Annotated in this window: 11 protein-coding genes and 1 pseudogene; 9 read left to right on the top strand and 3 right to left on the bottom strand. The window is 47.0% G+C overall.

Annotated features, from left to right (window positions below; translation table 11 throughout):
• The first annotated feature begins 451 nt into the window (after window positions 1–451).
• Together QUA25_RS20190 and carB are read left to right on the top strand one after the other, a co-directional pair.
• Window positions 452–691: a hypothetical protein gene (locus QUA25_RS20190; RefSeq protein ID WP_333040862.1), complete on the top strand. Its 240-nt coding sequence runs from the start codon at window positions 452–454 to the stop codon at window positions 689–691.
• A 573-nt stretch (window positions 692–1,264) separates the two neighbouring features.
• On the top strand, window positions 1,265–4,576 hold the full coding sequence (gene carB, locus QUA25_RS20195) for a carbamoyl-phosphate synthase large subunit (protein WP_333040874.1): 3,312 nt from the start codon (window positions 1,265–1,267) through the stop codon (window positions 4,574–4,576).
• Between the two features lie 284 nt (window positions 4,577–4,860).
• Here carB and QUA25_RS20200 read toward each other — a convergent pair whose 3' ends face one another.
• A complete protein-coding gene (locus QUA25_RS20200) occupies window positions 4,861–5,100 on the bottom strand; it encodes a DUF6737 family protein (RefSeq protein ID WP_333040863.1) in 240 nt (79 codons plus the stop codon).
• A 52-nt stretch (window positions 5,101–5,152) separates the two neighbouring features.
• Complete coding sequence (locus QUA25_RS20205) at window positions 5,153–5,755, bottom strand: Uma2 family endonuclease (protein ID WP_333040864.1); 603 nt, start codon at window positions 5,753–5,755, stop codon at window positions 5,153–5,155.
• Between the two features lie 244 nt (window positions 5,756–5,999).
• On the opposite strand from QUA25_RS20205, the gene QUA25_RS20210 reads away from it, so the two are divergent.
• The 7 genes from QUA25_RS20210 to QUA25_RS20240 all read left to right on the top strand — a co-directional run bounded on the left by QUA25_RS20210 (window position 6,000) and on the right by QUA25_RS20240 (window position 14,479).
• Complete coding sequence (locus QUA25_RS20210) at window positions 6,000–6,662, top strand: VWA domain-containing protein (protein WP_332953856.1); 663 nt, start codon at window positions 6,000–6,002, stop codon at window positions 6,660–6,662.
• A 182-nt stretch (window positions 6,663–6,844) separates the two neighbouring features.
• Complete coding sequence (locus tag QUA25_RS20215; protein WP_333040866.1) at window positions 6,845–7,618, top strand: PP2C family serine/threonine-protein phosphatase; 774 nt, start codon at window positions 6,845–6,847, stop codon at window positions 7,616–7,618.
• 38 nt (window positions 7,619–7,656) lie between these two features.
• On the top strand, window positions 7,657–8,328 hold the full coding sequence (locus QUA25_RS20220) for a hypothetical protein (protein ID WP_333040867.1): 672 nt from the start codon (window positions 7,657–7,659) through the stop codon (window positions 8,326–8,328).
• A 151-nt stretch (window positions 8,329–8,479) separates the two neighbouring features.
• Window positions 8,480–9,172 (top strand): hypothetical protein, encoded by a 693-nt coding sequence (locus QUA25_RS20225; protein ID WP_333040868.1) that lies wholly within the window; start codon window positions 8,480–8,482, stop codon window positions 9,170–9,172.
• Between the two features lie 351 nt (window positions 9,173–9,523).
• Complete coding sequence (locus QUA25_RS20230; protein ID WP_333040869.1) at window positions 9,524–11,290, top strand: NACHT C-terminal helical domain 2-containing protein; 1,767 nt, start codon at window positions 9,524–9,526, stop codon at window positions 11,288–11,290.
• Between the two features lie 263 nt (window positions 11,291–11,553).
• Window positions 11,554–13,671: a DNA-binding protein gene (locus tag QUA25_RS20235; protein WP_333040871.1), complete on the top strand. Its 2,118-nt coding sequence runs from the start codon at window positions 11,554–11,556 to the stop codon at window positions 13,669–13,671.
• Window positions 13,672–13,939: 268 nt separating this feature from the next.
• Window positions 13,940–14,479, top strand: coding sequence for an MgtC/SapB family protein (locus QUA25_RS20240; protein ID WP_333040872.1), 540 nt, complete (start codon window positions 13,940–13,942; stop codon window positions 14,477–14,479).
• 322 nt (window positions 14,480–14,801) lie between these two features.
• Here the strand turns inward: QUA25_RS20240 and QUA25_RS20245 are convergent.
• Window positions 14,802–15,007, bottom strand: a pseudogene (locus QUA25_RS20245) (hypothetical protein); the annotation flags it as partial.

A 15,007-nucleotide genomic window follows, 5' to 3' on the forward strand; every position in this document is an offset into this window, starting at 1 on the left:
TAGGCATATCTTTATTTTAGATTTTTGATTTTAAGCTTTTGGAACGATTCCATATTTTACCTCTTCCTCGGCGCATTCCCTCATCTAGTAGGTTGGGTTGAGGGAGAGGGGGAGAGTGGGAGAAGGGGAGAGTGCGAGAGTTGTTGGAGAAAAATCTCAATCTTAAATCCAAAATCTTAAATCGATTGACGGTGGCCCCCATCTGCGGCTACGCTGTGAAATTAAGGCTGCTTTCCTCAAAGAAGAAGCAGCCCGCGTCGCCCAAAAATCTAGTTGCACTGCCCAAAGCTGCTACCAACAGCAATGGACAGCTAACCGCCAAACTGAGTAAGCAGTATGGAGGCTAATGGAGAATTTTAACACTCTCTGTAGCCGCCCTGCTCTGTGTTAACGTGCGGGGCGGCTGGGTTTTTGGGTTTTCCTAGAAAACCAAAAACCAGGAGACCATATTATGTCACAGGAATTCGTACCTGACGATAACTTGTCCGCGCGTCCAAATGACGACTCAGCAGTATCGGAACAGGAAGTCGTGCGGATAACGGTTGTCGGTTCCCGCGCCGCCGTGTTAGACACCATCCACACCTTGTACCGACTGGGATTTGCCCAAGTTGGCGATTGGAGTCCGCCGCAGCGAGGTGCAAAGCCGGGACAAGTTATAAGTGTACTCATTCGCCGATCGCGCAAAGCTTAACAATAGGCTGAAATACGCTAGGGACACTCCAAGAACCCATTGGTGTCAACAATCGCCTGAAACCATTGATAAATCTCGCTTTTAACCCAGTCTAGATCCCCCTAAATCCCCCTTAAGAAGGGGGACTTTGAGAAGAATCTTGTCCCCCCCTTCTTAAGGGGGGCTAGGGGGGATCTAGATTTAATACTCAAACAACAGTCTGTGATTGGGTTAGACGTTAAGTTGACACGAAGAAGGGTTCTTGGAGTGTCTCTACAATGATTAATCCGGCGGAATACAGGGATTGTGTATTTTAGAACACGATTTGACCGCAACACTTAAAATAGTCTTGATTTACCGATCGACCGCACCCTTTTCTCATCAATATTTCTGGTTAGCTGGGGGTGTCTGTCAGCCGGAGTTGCGAGGTTCTGCTTCCAAAATGCTGATAATGGTGCACAATTTCAAATTAACAACAAAACTTGCACTATTTTGAGTAAGCTTTGGGGGGAACAGCTTAGAAAGCCTGTTTCTAAGAGTGATGCAAAATATCAAATTAATCCTCCACCTTGTCCAATTACTAATTACGAACCTATGCCCCGTCGTCAAGACTTAAAAAAAATTCTTCTCATTGGTTCCGGCCCAATTGTTATCGGTCAAGCGTGCGAATTTGACTATTCAGGGACACAAGCTTGCAAAGCTTTGCGAGAAGAAGGTTATGAAGTAGTGTTGGTGAATTCCAACCCTGCAACGATTATGACCGATCCGGAAACTGCCGATCGCATTTACATCGAACCTCTAACGCCAGCCATCCTCGAACAAATCATCGCTAAAGAAAGACCTCAAGCAATTTTACCGACAATGGGCGGTCAAACGGCGCTAAATTTAGCAGTTGCCGTCGCCAAAAATGGCGTTTTAGAAAAATACAACGTCGAGTTGATTGGTGCTAAGTTGCCAGCAATTGAAATGGCAGAAGATCGGCTATTATTTAAGGAAGCGATGGCGCGAATTGGAGTCGCAGTTTGCCCTTCGGGAATTGCCAACACTCTCGACGAAGCCAAAGCAATTGGTCACCAAATTGGCAGTTATCCGTTAATTATTCGTCCTGCTTTTACAATGGGAGGCACGGGAGGCGGCATTTCTTACAACCAAGAAGAGTTTGAAGAAATGGCACAAGGCGGGATTGATGCCAGTCCAGTATCGCAAATTTTGATCGAACAATCTTTGATTGGTTGGAAAGAGTACGAACTCGAAGTAATGCGGGATTTGGCAGATAATGTGGTGATTATTTGTTCGATCGAGAATCTCGACCCGATGGGCGTCCACACCGGCGATTCTATCACCGTCGCCCCGGCGCAAACTCTCACAGACAAAGAATATCAGCGCCTGCGAGATGCTTCGGTGAAAATTATTCGAGAAATCGGAGTTGAAACCGGCGGTTCCAATATTCAATTTGCCGTCAATCCTGTCAACGGAGATTTCATCGTTATTGAAATGAACCCTCGGGTTTCCCGTTCCTCCGCCTTGGCCTCGAAAGCAACTGGTTTCCCTATTGCCAAAATGGCGGCAAAATTAGCGGTAGGTTACAGCCTAGACGAAATTTCCAACGATATCACCAAGAAAACTCCGGCGTCTTTTGAGCCGACAATTGACTACGTGGTGACGAAGATTCCCCGATTTGCATTTGAAAAGTTCCCTGGTTCCGAACCGACTTTGACAACGCAAATGAAGTCGGTTGGGGAGGTAATGGCGATCGGGCGCAGCTTCAACGAATCATTCCAAAAAGCCCTGCGGGGATTGGAAACAGGCCGCGCGGGTTTCGGGTGCGACAAACCGGAAAAGTTGCCGAGTTTGGAACAAATTCGCGCCGGATTGCGGACGCCAAATCCCGATCGCATTTTTACAGTTCGCCACGCGATGATGATGGGAATGTCGGTGGAAGATATCTTCGAGTTTACAGGAATTGATCCTTGGTTTTTGGATAAAATGCAGGAATTGCTGGAAACTGAGAAGTTCTTGAAACGAACGCGGTTGGAAGAGTTGACAAAAGAGACAATGTTTGAAGTAAAGCAATTGGGTTTTAGCGATCGCCAAATTGCTTACGCCACCAAAACATCCGAAGATCAAGTGCGCGCTTACCGCAAACAGTTAGGCGTAATTCCGGTTTACAAAACAGTCGATACCTGTGCCGCTGAATTTGAAGCGTTTACACCCTATTATTATTCCACCTACGAAGCGGGAGCAGCAATTTGGGACTTGGGCGATGAAGAGAAGAAGATTTCGCCTGTAGGCCACAGTCTCGCGCCGGAGTCGGAAGTTTTGCCTTCTACCAAACGAAAAGTGATGATTTTAGGTGGCGGGCCGAACCGGATCGGACAGGGAATTGAGTTTGATTACTGCTGCTGTCACGCTTCCTATTCCCTAGGAGAAGATGGCTTTGAGACAATTATGGTCAACTCGAACCCGGAAACGGTTTCGACGGATTATGATACGAGCGATCGCCTGTATTTTGAACCGCTAACAAAAGAAGATGTTCTCAACATCATCGAAGCGGAAAATCCAGAGGGAATAATTATTCAATTTGGGGGCCAAACGCCGCTGAAGTTGGCGCTTCCTTTACAAAAAGCTCTGGAAAATCACCCCGATGTACAAACAAAAATCTGGGGAACTTCGCCGGATTCCATTGATACTGCTGAAGACAGGGAGCGATTTGAAAAGATTCTGCGGGAATTGGATATTCAGCAAGCTGCTAACGGTTTAGCCCGTAGTTTTGAGGATGCTTTAATAGTAGCTCAACGGATCGGTTATCCGGTAGTGGTGCGACCAAGTTATGTATTAGGCGGGCGAGCCATGGAAATTGTTTATTCCGATACGGAATTGGAACGTTACATGACCTATGCCGTGCTAGTAGAACCCGATCATCCGATTTTAATTGATAAGTTTTTGGAGAATGCGATCGAGGTGGATGTCGATGCGATCGCCGATGTTACGGGCAATGTGACGATCGGCGGTATTATGGAGCACATCGAGGAAGCGGGAATCCACTCCGGCGACTCTGCTTGTTCTATCCCTTATCAAACGCTTTCTGATGCAGCCTTGGTAACAATCCGCCGCTGGACTGTAGAATTAGCAAAATCCCTGAAAGTAATCGGGTTGATGAATATTCAATTTGCTGTTCAAGGGGAACAAGTTTTTATTTTGGAAGCTAATCCGCGCGCTTCTCGAACAGTGCCTTTTGTCTCCAAGGCGATCGGAGTTCCCTTAGCAAAAATGGCCTCACGAGTCATGTCTGGCAAAACTCTAGAAGCTTTGGGTTTTACTGAAGAGATTATACCCACTCATGTTGCGGTAAAAGAAGCTGTATTACCCTTTGCTAAGTTCCCGGGAACTGATACCTTGTTAGGGCCAGAAATGCGATCGACCGGCGAAGTCATGGGAATTGACACCGATTTTGGCAAAGCCTTTGCCAAAGCTCAATTAGGTGCTGGACAAATGATGCCGCTGTTGGGAACCGTGCTGGTTTCGATGCGCGATCGGGACAAACTAGCAGTTGTACCCGTTGTCAAGGAATTCTTAGAATTGGGTTTCAGAGTAGTCGCAACTCACGGAACACGAAAAGTTTTGCGAGAGCAAGGTTTACAGGTAGATTTGGAATTGAAACTGCACGAAGGGCGGCCGAATTTGTTGGATTCGATCAAAAATGAGAAAATTCAACTAATTATCACCACACCTTCCGGCGAAGAATCCCGAGCCGACGGCATCTTTATCCGCCGCACAGCTTTGACTTACAAAATCCCGATTATTACCACAATAGCCGGTGCCAAAGCGACAGCAGCGGGAATTCGATCGCTCAAATCTCACCCGATGGAAGTAAAAGCAATTCAAGACTATTACCCGCAAACCTAGGCGAAACACCCTATGTTTAGGGTGTGCAGGGCGCACTATTAGTGTCAACTTAAGCTTTTAGTCCGCCAGTCCTCTCGCTCACCCCGCACTCCGCCAGGGAATGAATTCCCTGTCTTATAGCGAAAGTCCTCTCAAAGAGGACTGAAGAACTCATTAGTCTTCGGAAGCGAGGACTTTCGCTTTGAGGCAGGGGTTTCAACAAGAGCCGGACTGAGGGTTTAACGTTAAGTTGACACCAATGACCGCGCACCTTATCCTAAACATAAGGTGCGCGTCACCAAAACCTAATCTGCATCGGAATCCAAAACTCCGCTAGAAAGCATCAACCTCGGCCAAACTAACAAGAAAAAACTCATCCAAGCTAATAAAGGAATCGCCACTAAAACAGTTATCCAAACATTTTTTAATAAAAACCAACTACCGCTAATTAGGCTAGTACCAGTTAAAAGAATCGACCAAGGCTGACACCACCCAGGTTTGTAACTCCAAGGACTAATAGATTTTTTATCAGAAAGATACTTCATATTTTCAGTAATTTTTTATGGATAATAGTCTGGCTAGATGGATTAACGGAAGTTAAACATTCATAACCTCTTCTGCTGTCAGCGTTAATTCGGGAAAAGTCCGCGACACAATTCGTTCGCTGCCTTTAAACGCGCTTCTTTGATAGTTGCCCTCTGCATCCAAAAGGTGGACAAATACAGTTGGAACTTTGGGATTTCCCAGAAATTCCCTGCTACCAATTGCTAAATAATCGACTATCCAATATTCTACAATTCCCAAACGCCGATATTCGTCCAATTTGTCTATATAATCGTCCTCCCAATTTGTTGATGTTACTTCCACTGCCAGTTGAATTGGTTCCCGCAATGCAGAATAAGCAGAACGGTTCGATCGCCACAAATCGCGATCAATTACGCTGACATCCGGCCTCCGCCCTTGTTCGATGCCCGCTTTACTTACAGTTCTGATAACGGCGGTATTGTTGACTACATAATTTAAACTTAGCCGTTTAACTTGATCTTTAAATGAGTCAGACGTAAAATCAGCAACATCATCATGATTTCTTGTCGCATTCATCTCTACAATTTCTCCATTTACCAGTTCATAGCGTCCATTTTCTGGACATTCTACAAGGAATTGGTCAAAGGTTAATTTCTGTGTGACTGTTGCAATCATAAGATTAATCCTTATTTTGCAGTAATACTATTAGTCTATATTACCACAGGCAGGAAAAGATTTGTTTTTTTGACGGCAGACATCCAATTCTTAAATCTAAAATATACAATCAAAAATAAAAAATCGATTCACGTAAATGGTAAAATGCGATCGCCCTAGCAATTTGCACTTAAATTTGTTACTGACTTGATACAGTAAAGTAACAAACCTAGAAATCGAGCCACTCCCAGGTCAACCCCGAACCATGAGACTAGACGAAGCCGTAGAATTTGCCGAAAACCCAGAGCCGCGCTGTCCCTGCGTCCTCCTGCTGGACACCTCCGGCTCCATGCAAGGCGCACCCATAGATGCCTTGAATGAGGGGCTGGAAATTTTTAGGAATGACCTAATTAAAGACGAACTAGCTAAAAAGCGAGTCGAAGTCGCGATTATTTCATTTGACAATCATATCAAAGTCGTGCAAGACTTCGTGACCGCCGACCAATTCGAGACGCCACTGCTGACAGCTCAAGGACAAACCCACATGGGCGCAGGCATTCAGCTAGCATTAGATACTATTGCGGCTCGCAAATCCGAATACCGCAACAACGGCATTACCTACTACCGCCCGTGGGTATTTATGATTACTGACGGCGAACCTCAAGGTGAATCAGACGATGTTGTGGAAATAGCAGCACAGCGGATTAAAGAGGAAGAAACTAACAAGCGCGTGGCATTTTTTGCAGTCGGAGTGGAAGGTGCTAATATCACCCGTCTGGCGCAAATTGTCGAGCGCACGCCTGTAAAATTGAGAGGACTAGACTTTAGAGAGATGTTCATCTGGCTGTCGGCTAGTATGCAGAGAGTTTCTCACTCAAAAATTGATGAACAAGTAGCGCTGCCACCACCCGGATGGGGAACTGTTTAGGTATTAGTCATTGCTCATTGATCATTGGTCATTAGTAAGTGACCAGCGGTAAGTGCGGTGTGCATAGCCCTACATAATAAGTAAGGTGTGGTGTGCATCGCCCTATCTAATTAGGGATAAATAAACCCGTCCAGACTTTGCATAGTTGTGAATTTACGAAGTTTTGAGTTAAAGAGTTATTAATGCAGAATTCATCCTTTAATTGGCAAGTTGTAGCGGCATCGGTGATAGGTACAAGCCACGAAAAAAGATCGCAGCCTTGTCAAGATGCCCACTGCTGGCGTCTCTTGCCGAACGGTGTTTTAGCGGCAGCGGTTGCCGATGGTGCGGGCTCCGCAGCACTCGCAGAAATTGGGGCGAAAATTGCTGTGGAAGCGGTTGTCGAAACGATTTGCCAGCAACAGGAAAGGCTGCCTGAAAATGACGACGAATGGCAGGTATTCTTGACAGCATCACTGCAAGTCGCGCGGGCGCAGGTGGAAGCAGAAGCGGCTGTGCGGGAAGTGGCTGCGAGAGATTTAGCCTGCACTTTAATTGCTGTTGTTGCTACGCCGGAATTAATCGCAGTTGCTCAAATCGGCGACGGTGCCGCGGTAGCAGGTGACAGTGCAGGAAATGCGATCGCCCTGACTGTACCTCCCTGCGGCGAATACATCAACGAAACTATTTTTTTGATTTCGCCGAATGCGATAGAAACAGCGCAATTTCAGGTACTGCGGGAAAAACTGCCGCACTTGGCGGTGTTTTCCGACGGCTTGCAAATGTTAGCTCTCAAAATCCCAGAAGGCACGCCGCACAAGCCGTTTTTTGCGCCTTTGTTTCGGTTTTCTGGCGAGTGGAAAGAAGAGGAAGATGCGAAACAGCAGTTAGAGTCATTTTTGCGATCGCCCCGCGTTTCCGAACGCACCGATGATGACTTAACATTATTGTTAGCAACTTTTTCGAGCAATGTCTGATATGTTCAACTCCACTTACAAAAAGCGGATAAAAAATTATGACAAATCCACGAATTAGTACCCGAAGCTTGTTGCGAGAAACATTTGCTACTGCGAAACCTCTATACCCTTCCCTGTTGACAATCAATTTTCCCAATTTGATATTGTCCGCGATCGTCAATAGTTTTGGCAATCTCGGTTCAGCAGGTGTTGTTTTCTTTATCTACTCGTTAGTGGCAGTTCCTTTATTTTCGGGAGCCATGATTTTCTACACTTACCGAAGTTTGACTCGAAATCAAGTAACTGTGGGTCAGGCTTACAATCAAGCAAGCAGAAGATTGCTGCACCTTATTTTGGCTTATATTTTGTTTGTGGGGCTGGTGTTTGCAGGCTTCCTTGCACTAATAATTCCCGGGCTTTATGTATCATGTCGCTTAACATTTTCATTGTACGCTGCCGTCATTGATAACTCTTCGGCGGTGGACAGTCTTAACAGCAGTTGGAAATTAACTAAAGGGCGCTGGTGGTTGCTATTTCGAGCGATTTGTCTGATAGCTTTGGTCGTTTTTGTGCCAATAATATTGATTTCCCTATTAATCGATCCGACGGCCAAATCCGTAGGATATCAGCTTACAAGTAATCTACTCGGATTTTTAGCCGGACCGTTGATGAATGTTTATTTGGTTTTATTGTACCTGCGCCTGCGGGAATCGGCAGCAACTATTAAATAGACATCTCCTAAAAATCAAGTCAAGGGCTGTCAGGATACCTACTCCACAAAAATTGTTAGCGCTGTCTCGCGAGCGGTGAAAATTTGGTGCGGTTCTATAATAAAATCGAGGTGTCAACAATTCTGGTTTAATCTGTACAGTAGGTCGTCACTTGCAAGCACAAGAGATTAAGGATAAGCTCAACTCCCTAATTAGCGCAGCAGATCCAATAGATCCGAGTTTGGCGAGAAGATTGGATGAAATCAATCGCTGGGTGAAAGATATTAAACCCGGTTCGCTAACTGCTAAAAAATTTGTGATGGCTTTTTTGCTGCAGCTTATCCGAGATTCTCAGGTTTGGCTGGCAATTCAATCTCTACCTTCAGAAAGAGAACAACAAGCCGCGTTTGAGTTAATGACGCCCGGGGAAAGGTATTGGTACAGCTATCTATTTCCTAAATGGCTGAGCGAAAACGATCGCAAATTTTACATCTGGAAACAAAAACTCAAGGCAGGTCAATTCGATCCGGGAGATGATATCGTGATTCGTGCGATCGCAGCCCGAATTGTCGATCGCCAAGGCACTGTTTTGTATCGATATGTTGCAGATCTTTCTATGGCAACCGATTCGATCGTTAGCAGCCGGCAACAGCAGCCCCTCTGCATTCAAGTCACAACTCTTTCGGATGAATTCTCTGAACAAAAATATCAGAACTGGCAACAAACTCTTAAAGATTGGGGGATTGACAGAGGATTGTTTTTAAGTTATGATAAAAACGATGCAAATTTCCTGAATCAGTTAGTTAACATTGCATTATATAATAGCGATAATTTGCCCGCCGGTCGTTACCTCAAGTTCCCGTAAATCAAGCATATCTGCTGCTGAGAATAGTTCGACTGCTCCAAAACTCTGTGAAAAAAAATTTGACTAACTCACATATTGCACAATTGTCGACAATGCCAAAAACCTAACCCCCAGACTGCTTCGGGAAAAGGGAAAACCGACCAAGATTTTTCCTCCCCTTTTCTGTCTCCGGGAGGAGTTTGCCAGACGCTGGCAAGAGGTGCTTCCTACGAAGGCTACATAACGGGAAGATTGACCGCCGCAATCAATCTTGTGAAATAACTAGCAACTCTGCCTAAATTGAATTGAGATTTGATTAAATCGCGGTGGACTTGTTGAAAATAAAATCAAATTACATCAAAATCAAATACTATGACTGTACAAGGTACGAGCATTGTTGAAAATAACTTGCACAAAGTCTGGGAAGAACTGGAAGCAGCCAGAAAGATGCAGGATGAATGGATGAATTATGGGGTAGATTTTGTGGATTTATATGTGGAAGATGCTGGCGGTGATTGGTTGGAAAAGTGGGGAAAATGTGAAGAAGAATTAGAGCTAATAAAAAATAAAAAGGTAGATATTGAAGCAGTCAAAGCAGCGATCGACATACCCAGCTTTCAGCAGACAAAACTGCTGGAAATTGCCTTAAATTGCCGTAACTCTACCAGCTATTACTCCGATCGCCCGGAGGAGTCTCCCGCTTGGCAAGAGGTTAAGTACAAACGGCTGTCACTCTTAGGGGGAGCGATTTTCGGTGCCGTTGTTACCGATTACCTCTACCGTGAACATCCAGAACTCGACCCAGATGCTATCTCAACCTTAAAAGCTCGTTTAGCAGACTCAAAAAAAACTGCGGAATTCACACAAAACTTGAAATTAAACGAACTTAGTTGGCTAGTACGGAACGGGAAAGAAACAGACAAAAGCGAGTACACTATATCTTTTTCAGAAAGTTTTGAGGCTTTGTTTGCCGCGATTTACTTGGAGTTCGATCGCGATTTTTCCAGTGGGGGAAACTGGCTGATTGAACACTTGATTGAACCAACGGTTAGCCAGCATCTGGATCTAACTGGGCGGCGACAAAGGGGACCCGAAAACGAGGTGAAGCGTCGGGAAATCCTGGGTGCGGATATTTTAGAGGCGATCGCGATCGACTATTTGTACAACCGCTTTCCCGAACGCAACGCCAGCCAGCTAACTCGCTGGAAAAATATGTTAGTGGCTAAAAAGATTTTTCCCAAAGACTTTAAGGCCAAATTAGGCAGCCATTACCTAGAGTTGGAGAGCAATTTCTCGCGTACCCGCGACTGGTTGGTGGATAACTTTATCAAAAGCGCAGTTGACGAACTGCTAGAGGAAAGCGAAACTCAACCAGAATATGTGATTGACAGTGCCAACCCTGACTCGCTGCCAGAATTAGTCAGCCGAATTACCGACAAAAAGTGGAAAAATGAATTTGTGAGAGTTGTCAGCATTTTGCAACCTGCTGACGAACTTTTGCTGCTGATGCAACAAAAAATTGACAGCATGGCGGCTAAAGATGAAACCTTGCAGCAGTTGCTAATCTGGGCAAATCACAAGTCTCAGTTAGTGCAAAAGAATTTCAAACCCGTCGAAATTCGCGCTTTTTATGTTGCCTTAGTTTGCGTGCTCGATTTGGCTTTGACTCGCGTCCTCGATCCGAGTCTGAAGTTTGATAGATCGAAAGTTCGCAAGTTGCGGAATTGTTTGGCCAAGGCGGGAAAAAATGTAGAATTTGCAGATGTTAACGAGTCTCTGAAATTGGCTTTTGATAATGATGTGGCGGGTATCGTGGTTGGCATTTGGGCACTGGATATTGAACCAGAACTTAAACAACTGCTGGCACAATTTCAGACGGAGATGCCTGATTTGCAAAACTGGAAAAAGTGGCGCAAAGAGTGCGGTAGCTGTTGGCTGGCAAAATTCAAAACTGCGATGGGCTACAATCGAGACTTTCGCCCCCAACAGAAAACTCTGCTGAAACAGTATTACTATGCCCACAACTTGCTGGTGGAATGCCTCAACAGCGATAATTGTCAGGTGACACCGGCCGTCAGACAAAAAATTGAGGATAAAATGTTGTTATTGTCGGTGGATTTGAAGCTGGTTCACATCTAATTTTGATAGCGCGGACGGGCGAGACGCCCATTCCACTAATCGATGGACGGGCGGGATGCCCATCCCACTAACAGCAAAAGGGCTTAACCACTCCCCCCAAGAAATCGGGTTTTTTACCGAATCTGCGGTCTGCAACACGTCTTTTGGTGAAAAACCCGGTCTCTCCTCACCGGTGCCTAAGTCATAACAAAGGTAAGATTTAATGGGCAAGTCAAGTTTATTGAGTCATGGCTTCCAAATCCTGTATCCTATAACGGAATTCTATGCAGTTGCAGCGCCAATTTAGCGGACAACTGATTGCGATCGACACCAAAACTGCGATCGCCAGTGGGGGTGAAGGTCGCATCTACCCGATCGCCCAAGACTCGTCCCTTGTAGCAAAAATCTACCACAAACCGACAGACGAAGACGGCGACAAACTCACAGTCATGTTCAGTATGCCGCCGGATGCGCCGATCGCGGAACCCGGGCACGCTTCCATTGCTTGGCCGATCGATTTGCTGCATACTGTCGGCGGGCGAGAAAAAATTGTCGGTTTTGTGATGCCGCGCGTCAACAAAGTGATGCCGGTACACACTTTTTACACTCCCAAAACCAGGCGCGAACAAAAACCTCTATTTAGCTATCTTTACCTCCACCGTACCGCCAGAAATCTCGCCTCGGCTGTAAATGCCCTCCACGTCAGGGGTTACGTCATCGGCGACGTAAACGAGTCGAACATTCTCGTGACGGATACGGCGTTGGTAACGCTGGTAGACACGGATTCGTTTCAAGTCCGCGATCCTTATACGGGTTACGTTTATCGGTGTCCCGTGGGGAAACCGGAGTTTACGCCGCCGGAGTTGCAGGGGCAGACTTTCCGCGATATCGATCGATCCCCAGAGCACGATTTGTTCGGTTTAGCGGTATTAATTTTTCAATTGCTGATGGAAGGTACGCATCCGTTTTCGGGAGTTTATCTCGGTAGCGATGAACCACCGTCTTTGGAAGCGAGAATTCGATCGGGCCATTTCCCCACAGGTACGAAACGGATTCCCTACCGCCCGATGCCCGCTGCGCCTCCTTTCGAGATGCTGCATCCGCGACTGCGGCAGATGTTTATCCGCTGTTTTGAGGAAGGGCACGGCAATCCTTCGGCGCGCCCGGATGCGAAAACTTGGGTGAATGCAATTCGGGAAGCGGAAGATGCTTTAGTTACTTGCAGTAAAAATAGTCAGCATAAATACGGAAATCATCTCAGTCGCTGTCCTTGGTGCGATCGGGCAAAACTCCTCAAAGGGCGCGATCCGTTTCCTTCCCGGCAAGCAATTAGCAACGGATTGCACTTGCAGCCTGCGAAAATCAAGCGTAAAAAGCCTCAACCACCGCCTGTCGTGAGGGAGCCCGCAGTGCGCCGGCAACAGCCCGCCACGGGGCTGCCACGCCCCCTCGGTCAGTACGCAGTGCCCTTGCTACCGATGCCGATGTCTTCTCGGAGTCGGACTCCTGCGCCTCGGGTTCCCGTGGGCAAGTTTGAGCGCATTGTTCAGGATGCTGCTTGGGGAGGTGTTTGGGGTAGTTTGTGTTTGGCGGCGATCGGAGGGATTTATTCGGTAATAGCTGAGGGCGGTGGGGCTATTTTGGGGGCGATTTTTGTTGGTACGATTTGGGGCTGTTTTTTTGGGATGATGTGGGGCATTTTTACTTTGCCGCCGAATCAGATTTGGCGGAAGTGGGGCGGAGTTTTGGTGGGGGCGGCTTGGGGCGCTTTTTTGTTGGCGGCGATCGGCGGTGCGGTGTTTGGCGCGATTAATAGCACTCCGGGGATCGGGGAGAGGATTTTGGCTGGGGCGGGAGTTGGTGCTGTCTGGGGCTGTGTTTGGGCGAGTTTTCGGCCTCCTCTGGCGCTGCCGGCGGGGAGGGTGTGGGGCCGGCGGGGAGGGTCTTTGGGGGCGGTCTGGGGCTCGTTTATGGGGACTCTGGCTGGTGTTTTTTTGGGGGCTGGGCTGGTGGTTTGGCAGCAATACGGTGTCCAGATGCGGCCGGTGAATGAGTTTGCGGGTTTGCTGCTGGGTGTGGCGATCGTGGCGGCTGGTGTGGGTTCTGTTGGAGGTGTGGTTTCTGGGGGTTTGTTGGGTTTTTGCGGGTTTTCGCCGAAGTTGCCGATTTCGTTTCAGCCTTCGGGCTTGAAGGGTGCGGCTTTGGGGGCGATTTGGGGCAGTTTTTTGGGGACTTTGGCGGGTGCTGTGTTGGGTGCGGGCGTGTCTGCGATGTTTCCGGCTGTTAGCGCTGGAGTGCCGGTGGAGTTGGGGCCTGTGGCGGGGGCGATCGTGGGGGCTGGTTTGGGGGCAATTTGGGGGGTGGTTTCGGGTACTGTTTGGGGGGCTTTGGGGAAGTGGTGAAGAAAGAAGCAACGATGTAAATTCGCAACCGCAGATATTTCTCTGCAAGCTATTAGCCCAGCGCCTCAACAAAGCTTGCGAGTTCCAGGGTTTGACGTTTCGGGGCCGCACATCGCTCCGAACCTCTACTTGAATTTAACTTAGTCTTAACTTAAACTTAACCTGATCCCCTAGTAAATCCAGCGACTAACCGGAGTTACATTAAGTCAGCCTGCCACGCCTGGGAATGCGTGCGCGTGAACAGCCAGTTCTAGTAGGAGTACAGGCAATGAGTTCTATCTTTTTCAGCCCCAACGATTGGCAAACAGTCACCTTTAGGCTGACGGCTGCACTACTGGTAGGCTTCGCGATCGGCATGAACCGCCAGCAGCCAGGTAGACCAGCAGGTTTAAGAACCTTTATGATTGTGAGTCTAGGCGCAGCTATATTTGTAATGATTCCTTTGCAGATGGATGGCGACAGCACCTTTTCCTCTTCCAATGCTTTGAGCCGAACTATCCAAGGAGTTGCCACAGGGGTAGGCTTTCTCGGAGGCGGAATCATTCTGCAACAAACTCAATACCCAGTGGGTAAAGCTGAAGTAAAAGGATTAACTTCCGCCGCAACTATTTGGTTGGCTGCCGGATTAGGTGCAGCGGCAGGCTGCGGTTTGTGGGTAATGAGTTTGATAGGAACGCTGTTTGCACTCTTGGTTTTGAGTGGCGTCAAACGGCTTAAGAAGTCTGCGTTGATTCGTGCTTATGTTAACAGCCAACCAAAAACACGAGTCAAAGATGCAGCCTCAGTGCCAGATCGGCAGCCAGAATAACTGAGCTTCCCTTTCAAAAAGTACAAGATATACTCAGCACGGTTAAACACAATTCTGAGTACCTTTTGCGATTAATTGCTCTGGCTTGAAGCTCAGAAATTTTTAGATTAAAATAGAATTCAAATTTTGTTCATGGGTGAGAAGAGCCTGAGTAAGTAAGTCCGATCTTGCTGTCTTAAACCTCGAAAAACCGGAGTAATACTTAGAATATAAACACTTCTTTTTGCCATACTCTTTGAACTAGGTTTCAAGCCAGAATTGCGCTATCAAACAAATCCCGATACAGGAGAATGTGAGTTGTAAGCTTTTCTCAAGCCAATTTTTACTTGAGATGACAATGACAATTCGGCTTTTCAATCAAAGACTCAACCAAACCATTCAAAGCAACCGCCGCCAACAACCCGCCGCCTAAAGTCCCGACAGTCGTAACGTACGCAACGCCCGATCGCACGTAAGGATTCAGGTAAAAAATAGTTCCGCAGAGAGCCGAAAAATATGGTAATGTAGTCAGATGAGCGAAAAGCCAGA

This window comes from Microcoleus sp. Pol17C6, from assembly GCF_036701145.1.
Taxonomy (GTDB): Bacteria; Cyanobacteriota; Cyanobacteriia; order Cyanobacteriales; family Microcoleaceae; genus Microcoleus.

What these genes read in the sequence shown, in the direction of transcription:
- QUA25_RS20235 (WP_333040871.1), top strand. Translation starts at nt 11,554, where the DNA reads ATGCAGTTGCAGCGCCAATTTAGCGGACAACTGATTGCGATCGACACC.
- QUA25_RS20210 (WP_332953856.1), top strand. Translation starts at nt 6,000, where the DNA reads ATGAGACTAGACGAAGCCGTAGAATTTGCCGAAAACCCAGAGCCGCGC.
- QUA25_RS20240 (WP_333040872.1), top strand. Translation starts at nt 13,940, where the DNA reads ATGAGTTCTATCTTTTTCAGCCCCAACGATTGGCAAACAGTCACCTTT.
- QUA25_RS20205 (WP_333040864.1), bottom strand. Translation starts at nt 5,755, where the DNA reads ATGATTGCAACAGTCACACAGAAATTAACCTTTGACCAATTCCTTGTA.
- carB (WP_333040874.1), top strand. Translation starts at nt 1,265, where the DNA reads ATGCCCCGTCGTCAAGACTTAAAAAAAATTCTTCTCATTGGTTCCGGC.
- QUA25_RS20215 (WP_333040866.1), top strand. Translation starts at nt 6,845, where the DNA reads ATGCAGAATTCATCCTTTAATTGGCAAGTTGTAGCGGCATCGGTGATA.
- QUA25_RS20190 (WP_333040862.1), top strand. Translation starts at nt 452, where the DNA reads ATGTCACAGGAATTCGTACCTGACGATAACTTGTCCGCGCGTCCAAAT.
- QUA25_RS20230 (WP_333040869.1), top strand. Translation starts at nt 9,524, where the DNA reads ATGACTGTACAAGGTACGAGCATTGTTGAAAATAACTTGCACAAAGTC.
- QUA25_RS20220 (WP_333040867.1), top strand. Translation starts at nt 7,657, where the DNA reads ATGACAAATCCACGAATTAGTACCCGAAGCTTGTTGCGAGAAACATTT.
- QUA25_RS20200 (WP_333040863.1), bottom strand. Translation starts at nt 5,100, where the DNA reads ATGAAGTATCTTTCTGATAAAAAATCTATTAGTCCTTGGAGTTACAAA.